The sequence below is a fragment of the Pseudomonas sp. SO81 genome, assembly GCF_030374125.1.
Lineage (GTDB): Bacteria > Pseudomonadota > Gammaproteobacteria > Pseudomonadales > Pseudomonadaceae > Aquipseudomonas.
In genome coordinates this window covers 1,770,734-1,790,206 of sequence record NZ_CP126126.1, presented here as the reverse complement: position 1 = coordinate 1,790,206, position 19,473 = coordinate 1,770,734, and the positions used below count along the sequence as shown (strand labels likewise).

19 protein-coding genes are annotated in these 19,473 nt (G+C 66.0%); 8 read left to right on the top strand and 11 right to left on the bottom strand.

Going from position 1 to position 19,473, the window contains the following annotated elements; genetic code table 11:
- Nucleotides 1-78 precede the first annotated feature (78 nt).
- Nucleotides 79-810 (top strand): substrate-binding periplasmic protein, encoded by a 732-nt coding sequence (locus OH686_RS08635; RefSeq protein WP_289537772.1) that lies wholly within the window; start codon nt 79-81, stop codon nt 808-810.
- 43 nt (nt 811-853) lie between these two features.
- On the opposite strand, the gene OH686_RS08630 is transcribed toward OH686_RS08635, so the two are convergent.
- On the bottom strand, nt 854-1,288 hold the full coding sequence (locus OH686_RS08630; protein WP_289537770.1) for a VOC family protein: 435 nt from the start codon (nt 1,286-1,288) through the stop codon (nt 854-856).
- A gap of 69 nt (nt 1,289-1,357) precedes the next feature.
- A complete protein-coding gene (locus tag OH686_RS08625; RefSeq protein WP_289537768.1) occupies nt 1,358-2,032 on the bottom strand; it encodes a YciC family protein in 675 nt (224 codons plus the stop codon).
- Nucleotides 2,033-2,142: 110 nt separating this feature from the next.
- Between OH686_RS08625 and OH686_RS08620 the strand changes: the two genes are divergently transcribed.
- Both OH686_RS08620 and OH686_RS08615 read left to right on the top strand, forming a co-directional pair.
- Entirely contained in the window at nt 2,143-2,622 is a 480-nt protein-coding gene (locus tag OH686_RS08620; RefSeq protein ID WP_289537766.1) for an NYN domain-containing protein, read from the top strand.
- Nucleotides 2,623-2,647: 25 nt separating this feature from the next.
- Complete coding sequence (locus OH686_RS08615) at nt 2,648-3,253, top strand: 3'-5' exonuclease (protein ID WP_289537764.1); 606 nt, start codon at nt 2,648-2,650, stop codon at nt 3,251-3,253.
- 196 nt (nt 3,254-3,449) lie between these two features.
- Here the strand turns inward: OH686_RS08615 and OH686_RS08610 are convergent, their stop codons facing one another.
- Nucleotides 3,450-5,033, bottom strand: a complete 1,584-nt coding sequence (locus OH686_RS08610; protein WP_289537762.1) for a peptide chain release factor 3 — start codon at nt 5,031-5,033, stop codon at nt 3,450-3,452.
- A 531-nt stretch (nt 5,034-5,564) separates the two neighbouring features.
- Between OH686_RS08610 and OH686_RS08605 the strand changes: the two genes are divergently transcribed.
- From OH686_RS08605 to OH686_RS08590, 4 genes are all read left to right on the top strand, one after another.
- Nucleotides 5,565-6,728, top strand: coding sequence for a type III PLP-dependent enzyme (locus tag OH686_RS08605; RefSeq protein ID WP_289537761.1), 1,164 nt, complete (start codon nt 5,565-5,567; stop codon nt 6,726-6,728).
- Between the two features lie 115 nt (nt 6,729-6,843).
- Nucleotides 6,844-7,587, top strand: a complete 744-nt coding sequence (locus tag OH686_RS08600) for a 5-oxoprolinase subunit PxpA (RefSeq protein WP_289537759.1) — start codon at nt 6,844-6,846, stop codon at nt 7,585-7,587.
- Complete coding sequence (pxpB, locus tag OH686_RS08595; RefSeq protein WP_289537757.1) at nt 7,584-8,258, top strand: 5-oxoprolinase subunit PxpB; 675 nt, start codon at nt 7,584-7,586, stop codon at nt 8,256-8,258. The genes OH686_RS08600 and pxpB overlap by 4 nt, the downstream gene beginning before the upstream one ends.
- The gene (locus OH686_RS08590) at nt 8,255-9,175 is read left to right on the top strand and encodes a 5-oxoprolinase subunit C family protein (RefSeq protein WP_289537755.1); all 921 of its coding nucleotides are present in this window, start codon (nt 8,255-8,257) and stop codon (nt 9,173-9,175) included. Before pxpB ends, OH686_RS08590 begins: the two co-directional genes overlap by 4 nt.
- A 97-nt stretch (nt 9,176-9,272) precedes the next feature.
- On the opposite strand, the gene OH686_RS08585 is transcribed toward OH686_RS08590, so the two are convergent.
- Together OH686_RS08585 and OH686_RS08580 are read right to left on the bottom strand one after the other, a co-directional pair.
- Complete coding sequence (locus OH686_RS08585; RefSeq protein ID WP_289537753.1) at nt 9,273-9,701, bottom strand: heme utilization protein; 429 nt, start codon at nt 9,699-9,701, stop codon at nt 9,273-9,275.
- A 555-nt stretch (nt 9,702-10,256) separates the two neighbouring features.
- Entirely contained in the window at nt 10,257-10,721 is a 465-nt protein-coding gene (locus OH686_RS08580; protein ID WP_289537751.1) for a heme utilization protein, read from the bottom strand.
- Nucleotides 10,722-11,041: 320 nt separating this feature from the next.
- On the opposite strand from OH686_RS08580, the gene OH686_RS08575 reads away from it, so the two are divergent.
- Nucleotides 11,042-12,175, top strand: a complete 1,134-nt coding sequence (locus OH686_RS08575) for an ABC transporter substrate-binding protein (protein WP_289537749.1) — start codon at nt 11,042-11,044, stop codon at nt 12,173-12,175.
- Nucleotides 12,176-12,180: 5 nt separating this feature from the next.
- Here OH686_RS08575 and OH686_RS08570 read toward each other — a convergent pair whose 3' ends face one another.
- Genes OH686_RS08570 through OH686_RS08545 form a run of 6 tightly spaced genes read right to left on the bottom strand, consistent with a single transcriptional unit; the run spans nt 12,181 to nt 19,364 of the window.
- The gene (locus OH686_RS08570) at nt 12,181-13,152 is read right to left on the bottom strand and encodes a peptide ABC transporter ATP-binding protein (RefSeq protein ID WP_289537747.1); all 972 of its coding nucleotides are present in this window, start codon (nt 13,150-13,152) and stop codon (nt 12,181-12,183) included.
- Nucleotides 13,152-14,126 (bottom strand): ABC transporter ATP-binding protein, encoded by a 975-nt coding sequence (locus tag OH686_RS08565; protein ID WP_289537745.1) that lies wholly within the window; start codon nt 14,124-14,126, stop codon nt 13,152-13,154. Before OH686_RS08565 ends, OH686_RS08570 begins: the two co-directional genes overlap by 1 nt.
- Before the next feature lie 10 nt (nt 14,127-14,136).
- The gene (locus tag OH686_RS08560; RefSeq protein ID WP_289537743.1) at nt 14,137-15,048 is read right to left on the bottom strand and encodes an ABC transporter permease subunit; all 912 of its coding nucleotides are present in this window, start codon (nt 15,046-15,048) and stop codon (nt 14,137-14,139) included.
- Nucleotides 15,049-15,060: 12 nt separating this feature from the next.
- Nucleotides 15,061-16,071 carry an ABC transporter permease subunit gene (locus OH686_RS08555; protein ID WP_192400221.1) on the bottom strand — a complete coding sequence of 337 codons (1,011 nt, stop codon included), beginning with the start codon at nt 16,069-16,071 and terminating at the stop codon, nt 15,061-15,063.
- 54 nt (nt 16,072-16,125) lie between these two features.
- Nucleotides 16,126-17,709, bottom strand: a complete 1,584-nt coding sequence (locus OH686_RS08550; protein WP_289537740.1) for an ABC transporter substrate-binding protein — start codon at nt 17,707-17,709, stop codon at nt 16,126-16,128.
- Between the two features lie 53 nt (nt 17,710-17,762).
- Nucleotides 17,763-19,364 (bottom strand): ABC transporter substrate-binding protein, encoded by a 1,602-nt coding sequence (locus tag OH686_RS08545; RefSeq protein ID WP_289537738.1) that lies wholly within the window; start codon nt 19,362-19,364, stop codon nt 17,763-17,765.
- Nucleotides 19,365-19,473: the final 109 nt, after the last annotated feature.

Here is a 19,473-nt window from a genome sequence, read left to right as displayed (position 1 = left end):
ACGGAAATGGGAGAACATATGTACCAGCCATTCGCCTTGCAGTCCGAGTGCGCTATCTCGCTCCAGTCGGTGCGCTAGATGATGCGGCGCGCGCTCGTCCTGTTGCTGTTCAGCGGCTGCGTCTCGGCGCAGCAGGCGGGCGAGCCTTTGCGCGTGGTCACCGACTACTGGCCGCCGTTCCGCATGCAGGGTGCCGGCGGCCGGCTGGAAGGCCTGGATATCGACCTGCTGGACGAGCTGCAGCGGCGCACCGGTCTGCGCTTCGAGGTGCGCCTGCAGCCCTGGGCGCGGGCGCTGGAGGACATGCGCCGCGGCCAGGCCGACCTGATGACCGGCCTGGCGCGCACGCCCGAGCGCGAGCAGTACATCGACTATCTGGAACCCACCTACCACGCCTGCGCGCCGCGCCTGTACGGCGCCCCGGAGCGCGCGGCCATCGGCGACTACGCCCAGCTGGGCGGCATGCGCATCGGCTATGTGCTGCAGTCGGCCTATTTCGAACCGTTCGACTCGGATGCGGCGCTGACCAAGATCGGCGTGAAGAACGAGGAGCAGCTGCTGCAGATGCAGCTGCGCGGGCGGGTCGAGCTGATGATCGGCACTGACTGCCAGGTGGACTTCCAGCTACGTGACCCGATGCTGTCCCGGCAGTTGGTCAAGCTCGCCTATCTGCCGCCGGCCCAGACCCGCCTGTACGTCGGCCTGGCGCGCGGCGGTCGTGGCGCGGCGGAGCGCGGGCTGCTGGCCCGCACCCTGCAGCAGCTGCTGCAGGACGGCTGGATGGAGCGTGCCGCTCAGCGGTACCGCTGAGACGGCTTTTCCTAAGCAGCCCGGCGGTACCGCTGAACTGGCGCTAGTGGCTATGCGGCTCGACGTACAGCTCGTAGACCAGCTCCGTGTCCCAGTAGGCCGCCTCGATCTTGTGCCCGTCCAGATCGCGAACGAAGCAGCCGTAGTAGGGCTCGCCATAGTGCGGGCGCGGGCCGGGCGGGCCGTCCGGGCTGGCGCCGGCTTCCAGTGCCGCCTCGTAGAAGGCGTGCACCGCCTGCTTATCCGGGGCGACGAAGCCGAAGTGGGTGCCGTTGCCGACATTGGCCGGCTTGCCATCGATCGGTGTCTGCACCCAGAACTCCGGGTACTCGCGGCCCCAGGCCACGGCGCCGGGGTGTTCGAGAACGCGCTTGCAGCCGAGAGTGGGCATCACCTTGTCGTAGAAGGCCACGGCCCTGTCGAACCGGTTGGTGCCGATGGACACGTGGGAGAGGATGCTGGGGTTCTGTTCGGACATGAGGATTCTTCCCTGGTAAGTCGGACGCCCAAGCCTAGCAGCTGATCTCTCGGTTTTCTGTCGGACGAGTCAGCTACTGTGGCTGTCTTCGGTCGGTCGCTGGCTGCACAGCATGTAGCAGCGGAACAGCACCACGCTGGAGAACAGCTGGAGGAAGCCGTTGACCACGTCCAGCAGCAGGCTGCCGACCGCGTCGGGCTGCTCGCCGAGCAGCTGCAGGGTCCAGTCGTCCAGCAGCCACAGTGGCACTATCACCAGCAGCACGCAGGCCAGCAGCGACCAGAAGTGGCCGATGCTGAGCAGGAAGCTCTCGCGCATCGCCTGCAGCGGCGACAACCCGCGCAGCACCAGCAGGTACTCAGCGAACGCCAGCTTGACCATCACCCACAGCGCCAGGGGCAACAGCAGCGCGCCGCTGAGCATGATCAGCAGGGTACTCAGCCCGGCCAGCACGGCGAACGCCGGCCACAGCGGCAGGGCGGCGGCCAGCAGGTTGCGTACCGCCGGGCGCTGGCCCTGGCTGCGGGCGTCGAGGAAGAGGATCAGCGCGGCGCTGTACAGCGGGTAGAAGAACAGACCGACCAGCAGTTCGTAGGCCGGCGCGTGGCTGGGGTCGGTAAGCCCGGAGACCAGCGCGCGCACCAGGCATTCGGCAGCGATCAGCGGCAGGCACAGCGGCGCGATGCTGGCCAGGTGGCGGCTGAAGAACTGGAAGGAGTCACGCAGAACGGTCAACGGGTTCATCGGCAGGCATCGCGGCAGTACTTCATGAAGTCACTTTAGCCGATGGCCGGGGGCGACGAACATGCTGGCCAATAGCGCATAATGCCGCTCCTTTCGTCCGGCCCTGTCTCGTGAAAAGAATCGCCCTGTTCGCCGATGTGCAGAACCTCTATTACACCGTGCGCCAGGCCCATGGTTGCCACTTCCACTACGCCGAGCTGTGGCGCCAGGTGGCGGCCGGGGGTGAGATAGTCGAGGCGCGCGCCTATGCCATCGACCGTGGCGACGCCAAGCAGCGCCAGTTCCAGCAGATCCTGCGCAACCTCGGTTTCGAGGTGCTGCTCAAGCCCTATATCCAGCGCAGCGATGGCTCGGCCAAGGGCGACTGGGACGTGGGCATCACCCTGGATGTGATGGAGGCCGCCGAGCGGGTGGACGAGGTGGTGCTGGCCTCCGGCGACGGTGACTTCGACCTGCTGCTGCAGAGGGTGCGTGAGCGCCGGGGCGTTGCCAGCACCGTGTACGGCGTGGCCGGGCTCACCGCCCATTCTCTGATTTGCGCCGCCGACCGCTTCGTGCCGGTCGAGGGCGCCCTGCTGTTGAAAAGCTGAATCGCTGAAGAACTGAGGAAGACCGATGCCAGAACGCATCGCCGTGATCGACTTCGAAACCACCGGCATGTCGCCGGCCCAGGGCGCGCGACCGACCGAGATCGGCGTGGCCATGATCGAGGACGGGCGCATCGTCGCCCGTTACCAGAGCCTGATGAATGCCGGCGCCTGGGTGCCGCCCTTCATCGAACAGCTCACCGGCATCAGCAACGCCATGGTGCGCAGCGCGCCGCCGGTGGCCGAGGTGATGGCGGAAGTCGCCGAGTTCGTCGGCGATGCCCCTATGCTGGCGCACAACGCGGCGTTCGACTCGAAGTTCTGGGATGCCGAGCTGGGCCTGGTCGGCCGCCGCCGTGGTCGTGATTTCGCCTGTTCGCTGCTGCTGTCGCGCCGTCTGCTGCCGGAGGCGCCGAGCCACAGCCTGGGCAATCTCAACCGCTGGGTCGGCCTGCCCAGCACTGGCCAGGCCCACCGCGCGCTGGCCGATGCGGAGATGGCGGCCAACCTGACGCTGCACCTGCAGGAGTTGCTGTGGGAGCGCCACGATATCCGCGCCGACCACGGCTACCTGTGCGGCCTGCAAAAGCTTTCGGCGGCCAAGGTGCGGGCGTTACTGCAGGCGAGCGTGTAGGCGTTCTCCCCTCTCCCTCAGCGAGAGGGGCGGGGTGAGGGATGATGCAGGCCACTCGCCGTTTCCCCTCACCCCAGTAGGAGCGAGCTCTGCTCGCGAATGGCTCTGTGCAAAAGCTTCGTGAGCAGAGCTCGCTCCTACACAAAGGCGCCCTGTAGAAACAAAACGCCCCGGTCTTGGCCGGGGCGTTTGTCTGTCAGTGGTGCTCGCGAGTGGCGCGGAACTGGATGTCCGGCCAGCGCTCTTCCATCAGGCTCAGGTTGACCCGGGTCGGCGCCAGGTAGGTGAGGTGCCCGCCGCCGTCCACGGCCAGATTCTCGAAGGCCTTGTCCTTGAACTCCTTGAGCTTTTTCTCGTCGCTGCACTCGATCCAGCGGGCCGACCAGACGGTGATCGCCTCGTAGGCGCACTCGACCTTGTATTCCTCCTTCAGGCGGCTGGCGACCACATCGAACTGCAGCACACCGACGGCGCCGAGGATGATGTCGTTGTTGCGCTCGGGGAAGAACACCTGGGTGGCGCCTTCCTCGGCCAGCTCCTGCAGGCCCTGGCGCAGCTGCTTGGATTTCAGCGGGTCCTTCAGGCGCACGCGGCGGAACAGCTCCGGGGCGAAGTGCGGGATACCGGTGAAGCCCAGGGCCTCGCCCTCGGTGAAGGTGTCGCCGATCTGGATGGTGCCGTGGTTGTGCAGGCCGATGATGTCGCCGGCGTAGGCCTCTTCCAACTGCTCGCGCTCGCTGGAGAAGAAGGTCAGGGCGTCGGCGATCTTCAGATCCTTCTTGATCCGCACGTGGCGCATCTTCATGCCCTTCTCGTATTTGCCTGAGCAGATGCGCATGAAGGCGATGCGGTCGCGGTGTTTCGGGTCCATGTTCGCCTGGATCTTGAACACGAAGCCGCTGAACTTCTCTTCCACCGGCTCCACCACGCGCTCATGAGCGGCGCGCGACAGCGGCTTGGGCGCCCAGTCGACGATGCAGTCGAGGACCTGGTCGACGCCGAAGTTGCCCAGCGCGGTGCCGAAGAACACCGGGGTCATCTCGCCCTTGAGGAAGGCGGCCTGGTCGAACTCGTGGCAGGCACCTTGGACCAGCTCCAGCTCGTCGAGGAAGCGCTCGTAGAGGTCGCCCAGGTGGGCGCGGGCCTCGTCCGAGTCCAGCTTGTCGATGATCTTCTGCTCGGTGCGCTCGTGGCCGTGGCCCGGCGTGTAGACGATGATCTTGTCCTGGGCCAGGTGGTAGACGCCCTTGAAGTCGCGGTAGCAGCCGATCGGCCAGGTGATGGGTGCGGCCTTGATCTTCAGCACCGCCTCGATCTCGTCGAGCAGCTCGATGGGGTCGCGGATATCGCGGTCCAGCTTGTTGATAAAGCTCACAATTGGAGTATCCCGCAGGCGGCAGACTTCCATCAGGGCGATGGTGCGTGGCTCCACGCCCTTACCGCCGTCGAGCACCATCAGGGCGCTGTCCACCGCGGTCAGGGTGCGGTAGGTGTCTTCCGAGAAGTCTTCGTGGCCGGGGGTGTCGAGCAGGTTGACCATGTGCGCCCGGTAAGGGAATTGCATCACCGAGGTGGTGATGGAGATGCCGCGCTGCTTCTCCATCTCCATCCAGTCGGAGGTGGCGTGACGGTCGGATTTACGCGACTTCACGGTCCCTGCGACCTCGATCGCCTTGCCCATCAGCAGCAGCTTCTCGGTGATGGTGGTCTTACCGGCGTCGGGGTGGGAAATGATCGCGAACGTGCGGCGTTTGGCGACTTCTGCGGCCTGGATGCTCATGGCGGAAAACCTGTCGACTCGGTCGTCGGAGTGTCAAAAAAGGCGGCGATTATACCGGTAAAGGCCTGGGGCTGTTTCCGTTTCGTCGCGGCCGCGCCGGCGCTGGTTTTGTGCAGCATTTCGGACGTTTTGTTAAGGATCGAAAACAGTCAATCAGGCAGGCGACAACCGGGTGCAAAAGCGCGGCAATTTTCGGTTGATCTGTGGGGCTCATGGTCCTAAAGTTCGCGCCCGAACGCTCATGCTGGAAACGATCCATCCGGCTCAAGTACTGACGACGAGAGAGTCGGCGGCTCTTGCAAAACCACCCTGGCGTTGTTGCTCCGCCTTGCCGTAGTCGGTCTACTGTCTGCGGCGAAGCGCCTAGCCATGATGATTTTGCAAGAGCCGCCGGTGCTGTATGCAGCAACTCGGCGACATGCCTTGGGAAGTAGGCGAACCAAAGTGGGGAAACTGATCAGGCGTTCGCGGCTCGTAATACAGAGCCACTCCCTCTTTCAATAACGTGTTTTGCCATTTGGAGTCCCGAGCATGTCGATCAAGGTCGAAGACTATTTCGCACCCGAAACTTTCAAGCGCATGAAGGCGTTTGCCGATCAGCAGGAAACCCCCTTCGTGGTGATCGACAAGCAGACCATCTCCAATTCCTACGATCAGCTGGTCAACTGCTTCCCCTTCGCCAAGATCTACTACGCGGTGAAGGCCAACCCGGCCATCGAGATCACCGAGCTGCTGCGTGACAAGGGCTCCAACTTCGACATCGCCTCGATCTACGAGCTGGACAAGGTCATGAGTGCCGGCGTCGGCCCGGAGCGCATCAGCTACGGCAACACCATCAAGAAAGCCCGCGACATCCGTTACTTCTTCGAGAAGGGCGTGCGCCTGTTCGCCACGGATTCCGAGGCGGACCTGCGCAACATCGCCAAGGCCGCGCCGGGCGCCAAGGTCTACGTGCGTATCCTCACCGAGGGTTCGACCAGCGCCGACTGGCCGCTGAGCCGCAAGTTCGGCTGCAACCCGGACATGGCCCTGGATCTGCTGATCCTGGCCAAGCAGCTGGGCCTGGTGCCGTACGGCATCTCCTTCCACGTCGGCTCGCAGCAGCGCGACATCGACGTATGGGACGCCGCCATCGCCAAGGTCAAGGTGATCTTCGAGCGTCTGAAGGAAGAAGACGGCATCACCCTGAAGATGATCAACATGGGCGGCGGCTTCCCGGCCAACTACATCCAGCGCACCAACGATCTGGAGACCTACGCCGAGGAAATCACCCGCTTCCTCAAGGAAGACTTCGGTGACGAGTTGCCGGAAATCATCCTCGAACCGGGCCGTTCGCTGATCGCCAACGCCGGCATCCTGGTCAGCGAAGTGGTGCTGATCGCGCGCAAGTCGCGTACCGCCGTGGAGCGCTGGATCTACACCGACGTGGGCAAGTTCAGCGGCCTGATCGAAACCATGGACGAGTCCATCAAGTTCCCGATCTGGACAGAGCGCAAGGGCGAGATGGAAGAAGTCATCATCGCCGGCCCGACCTGCGACAGCGCCGACATCATGTACGAGAACTACAAGTACGGCCTGCCGCTGAACCTGGCCGCCGAAGACCGCCTGTACTGGCTGTCCACCGGCGCCTACACCACCAGCTACAGCGCGGTGGAATTCAACGGCTTCCCGCCGCTGAAGGCCTTCTACCTGTAAGCCAGTGTGGTAACGCCAAGGCCCGCCTCGTGCGGGCCTTTTCGTTGTTGGGCTAGGCTCAGTTGCACGGCCTGGCGATTTACGCGATAACGCGCGACTTCCAGGAGGAGCGCAGATGTCCCGAATACTGCTGAACTGCGACATGGGCGAAAGCTACGGCGCTTGGCGCATGGGCGACGACGAGCACGCCATGCCGCTGGTGGACCAGGCCAACCTGGCCTGCGGCTTCCACGCCGGCGATCCGCTGATCATGCGCCGCAGCGTGGCCCTGGCCGTGCAGCACGGCGTGAGCATCGGTGCGCACCCTTCCTATCCCGATCTGCAGGGCTTCGGCCGCCGCCATCTGAATTGCTCGCCGGACGAGGTCACTGCCCTGGTGCTGTACCAGCTCGGTGCGCTGGAGGCCTTCTGCCGCGCGGCTGGCGCCCAGGTCGCCTACGTCAAGCCGCATGGCGCCCTGTACAACGACCTGGTGCGCGACGATGCGCTGTTCGGCGCGGTACTGGCGGCCTGCGCCTCGTACCGCCAAGGCCTGCCGCTGATGGTCCTGGCCCTGGCCGACAATACCCGCGAGCGCCGTCTGGCCAAGGCGGCCGGCGTGCCGCTGCTGTTCGAGGCCTTTGCCGACCGCGCCTATCTCGCCGATGGCCAGCTGGCGCCGCGGCGCCTGGCCGGCGCGGTGCACCAGCAGCCCGAACGCATCCTCCAGCAGGCCCTGGCCATCGCCGCCGGCGAGGCCTTCGCCGATATCGATGGCAAGCCGTTGCAGCTGCAAGCGGACAGCCTCTGCGTACATGGCGACAACGCCGAGTCGCTGGCCTTGCTGCGTCGCCTGCGAGCGCAACTGGACGCCCTGTGATCCGCCTCGAGCCTGCCGGCGCCGAAGCCCTGCTGCTGGTGCTGGCCGAGCAGCCGACGCCCGACCTGCCGCTGCGCATCGCCGCGCTGGCCGAGCGCATTCGTCATGAGCTGGGGCTGTTGCTCACCGATCTGGTGCCCGGCTGGACCAGCCTGCTGCTGCACTACAACCTGCTGCGCACCGATCATCTGCAACTGGCCGAGCGGCTCACGCCGCTGCTGGATGCCTGGCTGGCTGCGCCTGTGGTGAGCGATGCGGGGCGCCTGCACGAGATTCCCGTGTGGTACGCCGGCGAGGACCTGGCCGAAGTGGCGCGCAGCTGCCGGCTGTCGGTGGAGCAGGTGATCGAGCTGCACAGCGCTACCGAATACCGGGTCGGCGCCATCGGCTTCGCCCCCGGGTTCGCCTATCTGGGTGAGTTGCACGAGCGCCTGGCCCTGCCGCGCCGCGCCACGCCACGTACCCTGGTACCGGCCGGCAGCCTGGCCATCGCCGAGCGGCAGACCGCCATCTACCCGCAGGCCTCCCCCGGTGGCTGGCATCTGCTCGGGCTGAGCCCGTCGCAACTGTTCGACGCAGCCCGCACGCCGCCATGCCCGCTGGCGCTCGGTGATAGGGTGCGTTTTCTGCCCATCGACCAGGCGCGCTACCGCGCCGAGCTGCGTCGGTGAGCGGCCTGCTGGTGGTGCGTCCGGGGCCGCAGAGCCTGCTGCTGGACGGTGGGCGCCGTGGCTGGCAGCACCTCGGGGTGTCGCCCGGTGGTCCGCAGGATCTGCATGCGGCCGCCTGGGCCAATCGTCTGCTGTGCAATCCGCCGGGCACGCCACTGCTGGAGATCGCCCTGGGCGATGTGGAGCTGCACAGCCGCGTGGATACCTGGCTGGCCCTGACCGGCGCCGATGCACCGTTGAGCGTCGATGGCCGGGCGCTACCCGGCTGGTCACGCTTCGCCGTGCGTGCCGGCCAGCGGATTCGCCTGGGTTATGCACGCAGCGGCCAGCGTGCCTATCTGGCGGTGGCGGGTGGCTTTCGTGCCGCGCCGCTGTTGGGCAGTGTCAGCACTCAGTTGCGCGAGGGCCTGGGTGGCCTGGATGGCCGCGGCGGCAAGCTGGCTGCCGATGATGAACTGCCTTGTGGTTCGGCCCATTTCGCCTGCGCCGCCAGCGTGCCCTGGCCCTATCTGCCGGACTATCGCGCCGCGCCCCTGCTGCGGGTGATCACCGGTGGCGATGCGGTGGAGTTCAGCGAGGCCGCGCTGGCCACGTTCTTCGAACAGAGCTGGCAGCTCAGCCCACAATCCGATCGCATGGGTGCGCGCCTGCAGGGTGAGGCGGTATCGGCGCCGCAACGGCAGTGGTCGCTCGGCGTGGCTCGTGGCGCCATCCAGGTGCCGCCGGATGGCCAGCCGATCATCCTGCAGGCCGACCGCCAGACGATGGGCGGCTATCCCATCCTCGGCTGGCTGCACCCGCTGGACCAATGGCGCCTGGCGCAGTGTCCGGCGCAACAGAAACTGCGTTTCACCCAGGTCAGCGTCAGTGACGCCCAGGCCGAATTGCGCGAGTTCTATCGCTTCTTCAATAACTGACCGCCCAGAAAAGGCGAAGGCGCCACAATGGGCGCCTTCTGGCTTTCGAGCTGTGCACACGTCATTGCTTGCTGGCTCCTGACTCCATAGAGACTGCTCAGGCGATGTTGCTACCGGTGCGGTCGAAGCCGTCTTCGGCGACGTTGCTGCCAGTACGGTCGAAACCATCGGCGGCAATCTTGTCACCTACACGCTCGGAACCGTCTTCGGCCACGGCACTGCCAGTGCGGTTGAAGCCGTCTTCGGCGACGTTGCTGCCGGTGCGGTCGAAACCATCGGCGGCGATCTTGTCACCTACACGCTCGGAACCGTCAGCGGCGTAGTTGCTACCGGTGTTATCAAAGCCGTCTTCAGCAACGTTGCTGCCGGTACGATCGAAACCATCGGCGGCTACGGCGCTGGCGGTGCGATCAAAACCATCTGCGGCGATGTGGCTGCCGGTACGGTCGAAGCCGTCGGCTGCGAAGGTGATGCCGCTGGCGGCGAAGGTGGACACGAACAGGGCGGTGAGGATTTGCTTTTTCATTGTTTGGTGCTCCGAGTAGGGGGTGTAAGTTGTCTACGGAGCCTATGTTCGGGGAAGGTGTTCGCTGAGAGAACTTGAAGCGGTCGATGCTGTAAATCATCGCTGTTGATGGTTGCTTGAGGCGCTCTATATCAGCGCTTTCGGCCGATCTAGATGGTGCGCGCCAGTGTTCGGCAGAGGGGTCTATCAGTCCTATCGATGGTCTGATGAACAGGTTTTACTCGCCCCGATTCACCGTGGAAATCCTGAGCCGTTCCTGTGCGCAGGAAGCGGCGTGCGCGATAAGCATGGGACATCTCGGGCTGGCCTTGCGAAAGAAACAGGGCTGCTTGAGCGAGGAGGATTGCTGCGGCCTGGAGGCGGGTCTGTATGCTGGCGAGCCTCGCGTAACGGGGCGTAGCGAGCTCGATTTGCGTGGCGTGCCTGGCGGTGAATGCCTGGCTCACCGGCAGAATGCCTGCCGTAGAAAAGGCGAAGGCGCCACGGTGGGCGCCTTCTGGCTTTCGAGCTGTGCACACGTCATTGCTTGCTGGCTCCTGACTGCATAGAGACTACTCAGGCGATGTTGCTAGCGGTGCGGTCGAAGCCGTCTTCGGCGACGTTGCTGCCAGTGCGATCGAAACCATCGGCGGCAATCTTGTCGCCTACACGCTCGGAACCGTCAGCTGCAATGTTGCTACCGGTGCGGTCGAAGCCGTCTTCGGCGACGTTGCTGCCAGTACGGTCGAAACCATCGGCGGCAATCTTGTCACCTACACGCTCGGCGCCATCGGCGGCAATGTTGCTACCGGTGCGATCGAAGCCGTCCTCGGCGACATTGCTACCAGTGCGGTCGAAACCATCGGCGGCAATCTTGTCACCCACACGTTCGGCGCCATCGGCGGCTACGGCGCTGCTGGTGCGATCGAAGCCATCTTCGGCGATATAGCTGCCGGTGCGGTCGAAACCGTCGGCTGCGAAGGTGATGCCGCTAGCGGCGAAGGTGGATACGAACAGGGCGGTGAGGATTTGCTTTTTCATTGTTTGGTGCTCCGGGGTAGGGGTTGAAGTTGTCTACGGAGCCTATGTTCGGGGAAGGTGTTCGCCGAGAGAACTTGAAGCGGTTAATGCTGCGCATCAGCCTTATCGATTGTTCGTGCGACGGCTCTAGCTCGGTGCTATCACGCATAGTGCAGGTCGCTCAATGGGTCGCCATCCGCCTATTTCCAGGTGCTACACCCACCTGCGGCGGGTGCCACGTAAGGCCAATGAGGCTAAGCTGGCGCCTGTAAATGCCCGTCGAACTTGCTGCCTGTGAGCGCTGGAATCGCCGATAGAAACGACGGGACTGGAGCGTGAAGATGTTGCGACGGCTGCTGTGCTGTTTTGCTGTATCTGCCTTGTTCTATGGCGTTGCGCTGGGGGGCGAGACGGGAGTCGACGCCGAGGAGCTGCACCTGGGCATGGTCAATGCCCAGAGCGGGCCGGCGGCCGGCCTCGGCAAGGGCATGCTGGCCGGCGCCCAGGCCTATTTCCAGCGGATCAACGCTGCCGGCGGTGTGCATGGCCGGCGCCTGAGCCTGGTGGTGCGCGATGACGGCTACGAGCCGGCGCGTACCGCCCGTCTGACCGAGGAGCTGATCGCCTCCCGCAGCGTCTTCGCCCTGTTCGGCTATGTCGGCACGCCCACCTCGCGTGCCGCGATGCCGGCCACGCTGGCGGCCGGCGTGCCCTATCTGTTTCCGTTTTCCGGCGCCGAGGTGTTGCGCGAGCCGCTGCATCGCTGGGTATTCAATGTGCGCGCCTCCTACTTTGCCGAAACCGAATTGTTGGCGGCGCACATGACCGAGGAGCTGAGGCTGAGCCGTGTCGCCCTGCTGATGCAGGACGACTCCTTCGGCGAAACGGTCAAGGGCGGTCTGGCCGGGGCGCTGCTCAAGCGCGGCCTGCACATCGAGGGCGAGGCACGCATCCTGCGCAACTCCCTGGAGGTCGGCGAGGCCGTGCGTCAGCTGCTGCCGAGCCGGCCGCAGGCGATCTTCTTCGTCGGCACCTATAAGCAGCTGGCCGCGGCCATCCGCGAGGCCCGCGCCCTGGGCATGCAGGTGCGCTTCTTCAGCGTGTCCTTCGTCGGCACCGACAGCTTTATCGCCGAGGCCGCTGCGGGTGCCGAGGGCGTATATATCTCGCAGGTGGTGCCGTCGCCGGACGATACGCGGCTGCCGCTGGTACGCGACTACCGGGCGGACATGCGTGGCCCGCTCGGTTATGCCTCGCTGGAGGGCTATATCGGCGCCGCCGTGCTGGTGGAGGCGCTGCGCCGCACCGGGCCGCAGCCGACCCGGGCGCAGCTGGTCGAGGCCCTGGAGTCCATGGACCTGGATCTCGGCGGCTTTCGCATCCGCTTCGGGCCTAAGGACCACCAGGGCTCGGACGCGGTCTACCTGACCCGCATCGAGCAGGGCCGGGCGGTGCCGGTGCTGCTGCAGCCCTGACGGCGCTAGCCGGCGATCTCCTCGGCATGGTGGCAGGCCACCTGGCGCGCATCGATCAGGCGCAGTTCCGGTACCTCCGCGCGGCAGCGCTCGGTGGCGTGCGGGCAGCGTCGGTGGAAGGCGCAGCCGGGCGGCGGGTCGAGCGGGTTGGGCAGCTCGCCGGCGATCTTGATCTTCGGCTTGGCCGGGTCCGGATGGATGGCCGGGGTGGCCGAGAGCAGGGCGCGGGTGTAGGGATGCAGCGGCCGCTCGTAGATCAGCGCGGCCGGGCCCATCTCGGCCGGGCGGCCGAGGTACATCACCAGCACGTCGTCGGCCACATGCTGCACTACCGCCAGGTTGTGCGAGATGAACACGTAGCCGGTCTGGTACTGCTCCTGCAAGTCCATAAACAGGTTGAGCACCTGGGCCTGGATCGACACGTCCAGCGCCGAGGTCGGCTCGTCCGCCACCAGCACCTTGGGCTGCAGCATCATCGCTCGGGCCAGGGCGATGCGCTGGCGCTGGCCGCCGGAGAACATGTGCGGGTAGCGCTGGTAGTGCTCGGGGCGCAGGCCCACCTGCTGCATCATGGTCTGCACCTTCTCGCGGCGTTCGGCGCGCGACAGGCCGGTATTGATCAGCAGCGGCTCGGCCAGCTGGTCGCCGATCTTCTGCCGCGGGTTGAGCGAGGCATAGGGGTTCTGGAACACCATCTGCACGTCGCGGCGCAGCTGTTTGCGCTCGGCTTTGCCTGCGCCGGCCACTTCCTGTCCGGCGATCTGCAGGCTGCCGGCGCTGGGCTCCTCGATCAGGGTCAGGGCGCGGGCCAGGGTCGACTTGCCGCAGCCGGACTCGCCAACCACCGCCAGGGTCTTGCCGGCCTCCAGCGAGAAGGACACGCCGTTGAGCGCGCGCACCAGGGCATTGGCTTTGAACAGGCCGCGGGAGATCTCGTAGTGACGGGTCAGCTCGCGGGCCTCGAGGACGATGCTCATCAGGCCACCTCCGCGGTCAGGTTGAGGGGGTAGAAGCAGCGCACCGCGCCGCGCACGTGCGGCTCCAGCGCCGGCCGCTGCTCGCGGCAGTGCGGCTGGGCGTAGGGGCAGCGCGGCGATAGCAGGCAGCCGACGGGGCGGTCGTAACGGCCGGGCACGATGCCGGGCAGGGTGGCCAGGCGCTCGGCGCCCAGGCTGTGCTCGGGAATGGCCTTGAGCAGCGCCTCGGTGTAGGGGTGGGTCGGGGCGTCGAACAGGGTCGGCACGCTGCCGATCTCCACCGCTTGCCCGGCGTACATCACGCACACGCGCTGGGCGGTCTCGGCGACCACGGCCAGGTCGTGGGTGATCAGCACCAGGCCCATGCCCTCGCTGCGCTGCAGGTCCAGCAGCAGGTCCATGATCTGCGCCTGGATGGTCACGTCCAGCGCCGTGGTCGGCTCGTCGGCGATCAGCAGCTTGGGTTCGGCGGCGATGGCCATGGCGATCGCCACGCGCTGGCTCATGCCGCCGGAGAGCTGGTGCGGGTAGGCATCGAGGCGGCTAGCGGCGCCGGGAATCTCGACCCGCTCCAGCAGCTGCAGGGCGCGCAGGCGGGCGGCGCAGCCCTTGAGGCCGAGGTGCTGGCGCAGCACTTCCTCGATCTGGAAACCGACCGTGTAGCTGGGGTTGAGCGCGGTCATCGGATCCTGGAACACCATGGCCAGGTCCTTGCCCACCACCTTGCGGCGTTGCCGGCCCTTGAGGGTGAGCATGTCGTGGCCGGCGAAGCGCAGGCTGTCGGCGCGCACGATGCCGGGGGCGTCGATCAGGCCCATCAGGGCCATCATGGTCACCGATTTGCCGGAGCCGGACTCGCCGACTATGGCCAGTACTTCGCCCTTGTCCACGGACAGGTCGAGGCCGTCGACCACCGGAATGGCATCGGCCGCGCCGAAGCGCACGCTGAGGTTCTTGATATCGAGAAGGCTCATGGCGGGCTCCTTACTGCGCATTCTTTAGTTTCGGGTCGAGCGCATCGCGCAGCCCGTCGCCCATCAGGTTGATCGCCAGCACGCTGAGCAGGATGGTCAGCCCCGGCAGCGACACCACCCACCAGGCGCGTTCGATGTAGTCGCGCGCCGAGGCCAGCATGGTGCCCCACTCGGGCGTCGGCGGTTGCACGCCGAGGCCGAGGAAGCCCAGGGCCGCCGCGTCGAGGATGGCCGAGGAGAAGCTCAGGGTGGCCTGCACGATCAGCGGCGCCATGCAGTTGGGCAGCACGGTGACGAACATCAGCCGTGGCAGGCCGGCGCCGGCCAGGCGCGCGGCGGTGACATAGTCGCGGCCCAGCTCGCCCATCACCGCTGCGCGGGTCAGGCGCACGTAGCTGGGCAGCGAGACGATGGCGATGGCGATCACCGTGTTGATCAGGCCTGGGCCGAGGATGGCGACGATGGCCACGGCCAGCAGCAGCGAGGGCAGGGCCAGCATGATGTCCATCAGGCGCATGATCGAGGGGCCGAGCAGGCGCGGGAAGAAGCCGGCGACCAGGCCCATGAGGATGCCGGGGATCAGCGACATCAGTACCGAGGCCAGGCCGATCATCAGCGACAGGCGCGCGCCGTGGATCAGGCGCGAGAGCAGGTCGCGGCCCAGCTCGTCCGTGCCGAGCAGGAAGCGCGCCTGTCCACCCTCCAGCCAGGACGGCGGCGTGAGCAGGGCGTCGCGGAACTGCTCGCTGGGATCGAAGGGTGCCACCCAGGGTGCAAACAGCGCGCAGAACACGATGACCAGCATGAACAGCAGGCCGCCGACGGCGCCCTTGTTGTGGGCGAAGGCCTGCCAGAATTCCTTCAGCGGCGAGGGGTAGAGCAGCGCCTGGTCGGCGGCGGGCAATGCATTGGCTTGAGTCATGTGCGGGCCTCCTTAGCGCTGATGACGAATGCGTGGGTTAACCAGGCCGTAGAGGATGTCCACGACGAAGTTGACCAGTATCACCAGGCAGGCGATCAGCAGGATGCCGTTCTGCACCACCGGGTAGTCGCGGGCGCCGATGGCCTCGATCAGCCACTTGCCGATGCCCGGCCAGGAGAAGATGGTCTCGGTCAGCACGGCGCCGGCCAGCAGGGTGCCGACCTGCAGGCCGAACACGGTGAGCACCGGGATCAGCGCGTTGCGCAGGCCATGCACGAACACCACGCGCGCCGGGCTCAGGCCCTTGGCGCGGGCGGTGCGGATGTAGTCCTCGCGCAGCACTTCGAGCATCGCCGAGCGGGTCATGCGGGCGATCACCGCCAGGGGAATGGTGCCCAGCACGATGGCCGGCAGGATCAGGTGCATCAGGGCGTCCTTGAACGCGCCTTCCTCCTCGCTCAGGAGCGTATCGATCAGCATGAAGCCGGTCTTCGGCTCGATGTCGTAGAGCAGGTCGATGCGCCCGGACACCGGCGTCCAGCCCAGGTATACCGAGAAGAACATGATCAGCAGCAGGCCCCACCAGAAGATCGGCATCGAGTAACCGGCCAGCGACACGCCCATCACCCCGTGGTCGAACAGCGAGCCGCGCTTGAGGGCGGCAATCACTCCGGCTATGACGCCGAGCGTGCCGGCAAACAGCAGGGCCGCCAGGGACAGTTCCAGGGTCGCCGGGAACAGGGTGAGGAACTCGTCCCACACGCCCTCGCGGGTGCGCAGCGATTCGCCCAGGTCGCCCTGGGCCAGCTTGGTGATGTAGTCCAGGTACTGGGCCGGCAGCGGCTTGTCCAGGCCCAGGCGGTGCATGGCCTCGGCGTGCATCTCGGGGTCGACGCGGCGCTCGCCCATCATCACTTCCACGGGGTCGCCGGGGATCAGACGGATCAGCGCGAAGGTAAGCAAGGTGACGCCGAAAAAGGTGGGGATCAGCAGCCCCAGGCGTCTGGCGATAAAGGACAGCATTGCGTTGTGGTACTCCGCATCAGGTTGAGCCCGCGCCTTCGTGGGGCGCGGCTGTTATGGCTTGCGCTTTACATGGGTGAAGTTGTTGGAGCCCAACGGGCTGAGCACGAAGCCCTCGACATCCTTGCGCAGCACGGCGAACTGCTTGGGATGGGCGAGGGCGATCCACGGCGCCTGCTGGTGGAAGATCGCCAGCGCCTCGCGGTACAGCGCCGCGCGGCGCTCCGGCTCGGCGACCCGGCGGGCCTCGCGGATCAGCTGGTCGAATTCCTTGTGACACCAGCCTGCCTGATTCTCGCCACTCTCGGCGGCGGCGCAGGACAGGTTGGGGGTGAGGAAGTTGTCCGGGTCGCCGTTGTCGCCGGCCCAGCCCATGAACACCAAATCGTGCTCGCCGTTCTTGGCGCGCTTGATCAGCTCGCCCCACTCGAACACGCGGATATCGGCGGCGATGCCGATGGCGGCCAGGTCGGCCTGCAGCATCTGTGCACCGATGCCCGGGTTGGGGTTGGTCGGGCCGCCGCCGGGGCGGGTCCAGATCGACAGCTTGAGGCCCTTTTCATGACCGGCCTCGGCCAGCAGCTGGCGAGCGCGCTCCAGGTCCTTGGGCCAGGGCTGCAGGCGTTCGTCGTAGCCGAGCAGGGTGGCCGGGTAGGGCGCCGCGGCCAGGGTGGCGTTGCCTTCGCCATACTGGGCGCGCAGGTAGGCCTGGCGGTCGAATGCCAGGTTGATGGCCTGGCGCACGCGCACGTCGTCCAGCGGCTTGTGCCGGGTGTTGATGGCCACGTAGGCGGTGAGCAGCGAGTCCAGCTCCAGCACCTGCAGGTCCTTGTTCTCGCGCAGCTTGGGCACGTCGCTCGGCCGCGGGAACACGGCCACCTGGCAGGCACCGGCCTTGAGTTGCTGGATGCGCGTGTTCGGGTCGGGGGTGATGGCCAGCAGCAGCCGGTCGAGTTCCGGCTTGCCGCCCCAGTAGTGCGGGTTGGCGGCGAAGCGCACCTGGGCGTCCTTGGCGTAGCGCTCGAAGACGAAGGGCCCGGTACCGATGGGCTGGCTGTTGAGCTTCTCGGGTGTCTCGGCGTCGAGCAGCTGTTCGGCGTACTCGGCGGAATAGATGGAGGTGAAGCCCATGGCCAGGTCGGCCAGGAAGGGCGCCTCGGGGTGTTTCAGGGTGAAGCGCACGCGGTGCTCGTCGAGCGCCTCGATCTCGTCGATCAGCTCGGCGAAGCCCATGGCCTCGAAATAGGGGAAGCCGCGCGGGGCCAGCTCGTGCCAGTCGTGATCCTTGTCGCGCTGGCGCTGGAAGCTCCACAGCACGTCTTCGGCATTCAGCTCGCGGCTCGGCTTGAACCAGGGCGTCTCATGAAACTGCACACCCTTGCGCAGGGTGAAGGTGTAGGTCAGGCCATCGGCGCTGATTTCCCAGCTCTCGGCCAGGGCGGGGATGATGCGGGTGCTGCCGGGGGCGAACTGTACCAGGCGCTCGTAGACCGTCTCGGCCGAGGCGTCGGCGGTGGTGGCGGCGGTGTACTGGACGATGTCGAAGCCTTCCGGGCTGGCCTCGGAGCACACCACCAGGGACTGGGCGAATGCCGGCAGGCTGGCGCACAGCGCCAGGAGCAGGGTGAGACTGCGCATGCTCGATCCTTCTGTAGTGGAAGCCGGGCGGCAGGCCGCCCGGCCTACGCGGCTTACTTGCCGACGCCCACGCCGTAGAAGGAGTTGAGCGCGAACGGGCTGATCTTGAAGTCCTGCACGTTCTTGCGCATCGGTTGGTAGACGGTGGAGTGGGCGATCGGGGTGATCGGTACCTGGGTCTTGAGCACGTGCTGGGCCTGCTTGTACAGCTCGGTGCGCTTGGCCACGTCGGAAGTGGCCTTGGCGGCCTTGACCAGCTTGTCGTAGTCCTCGAAGCACCACTTGGAGAAGTTGTTGCCGTCGACCGCGTCGCAGCCGTACAGGGTGCCCAGCCAGTTGTCCGGGTCACCGTTGTCGCCGCTCCAGCCGATCAGCATGGCGTCGTGCTCGCCGCCCTTGGCGCGCTTCATGTACTCGCCCCATTCGTAGCTGACGATCTTGGCCTTGATGCCGATCTTCGCCCAGTCGGCCTGGAGCATCTCGGCCATCAGCTTGGCGTTGGGGTTGTACGGGCGCTGCACCGGCATGGCCCACAGGGTGATCTCGGTGCCTTCGGCGATGCCGGCGGCCTTGAGCAGGGTCTTGGCCTTCTCGGGGTCATAGGCCGGGTCCTTGACGCTCTCGTCGTAGGACCACTGGGTCGGCGGCATGGCGTTGACCGCCAGTTGGCCGGCGCCCTGGTACACGGCGTCGATGATCGCCTGCTTGTTCACCGCCATGTCCAGCGCCTGGCGCACTTCGAGCTTGTCGAACGGCTTGTGGGTGACGTTGTAGGCGATGTAGCCGAGGTTGAAGCCCGGCTGCGAGGGCATGCTCAGGTTCGGGTCCTGCTTGAGCGACTCGAGGTCGGCCGGGCGCGGGAACAGGGTGATCTGGCATTCGCCCTTCTTCAGCTTCTGCATGCGCACCGAGGCGTCGGTGTTGATGGCGAAGATCAGGTTGTCGATCTTCACGTCTTCCGGCAGCCAGTAGTCCTTGTTGCCGGTGAAGCGGATCTGCGCGTCCTTCTGGTAGCGCTTGAACACGAACGGGCCGGTGCCGATCGGCTTCTGGTTGATGTCGGCGGCCTTGCCGGCCTTGAGCAGCTGGTCGGCGTATTCGGCGGACTGGATCGAGGCGAAGCTCATCGCCAGGTTCTGGATAAAGGCCGCGTCGACGCTGTTGAGGGTGAACTTGACGCTGTGGTCGTCGAGCTTCTCCAGCTTGGCGATGTTGGCGTCCATGCCCATGTCGGTGAAGTAGGGGAATTCGGTGGGGTAGGCCTTACGGAACGGATGCTCCTTGTCGAGCATGCGATTGAAGGTGAACAGCACGTCATCGGCGTTGAATTCGCGGCTCGGCTTGAAGTACTCGGTGGTGTGGAACTTCACGCCCTTGCGCAGTTGGAAGGTGTAGGTCAGGCCGTCGGCCGATACGTCCCACTTCTCGGCCAGGCCCGGCACCACGGCGGTACCGCCACGTTCGAACTGGGTCAGGCGGTTGAACATGGTTTCCGCGGCGGCATCGAAGTCGGTGCCGGTGGTGTACTGGCCCGGGTCGAAACCGGCGGGACTGCCTTCGGAGCAGAACACCAGATTGCTGGCGGCGCTGGCGAAGGGGGCGCTGGCGATCAGCCCAGCGGCGAGAAGAGCCTGGATGACGGCGTTCTTACGCATGTTGACCTCATGTTTGTTTTGGTTTTGTTCCTTGAGGGGATGCCTTGTGGGCACCTTGCGTGAAGCTATGCACGGCATATGCCGCGAGCAAGCGTGAAACGCCAATGAG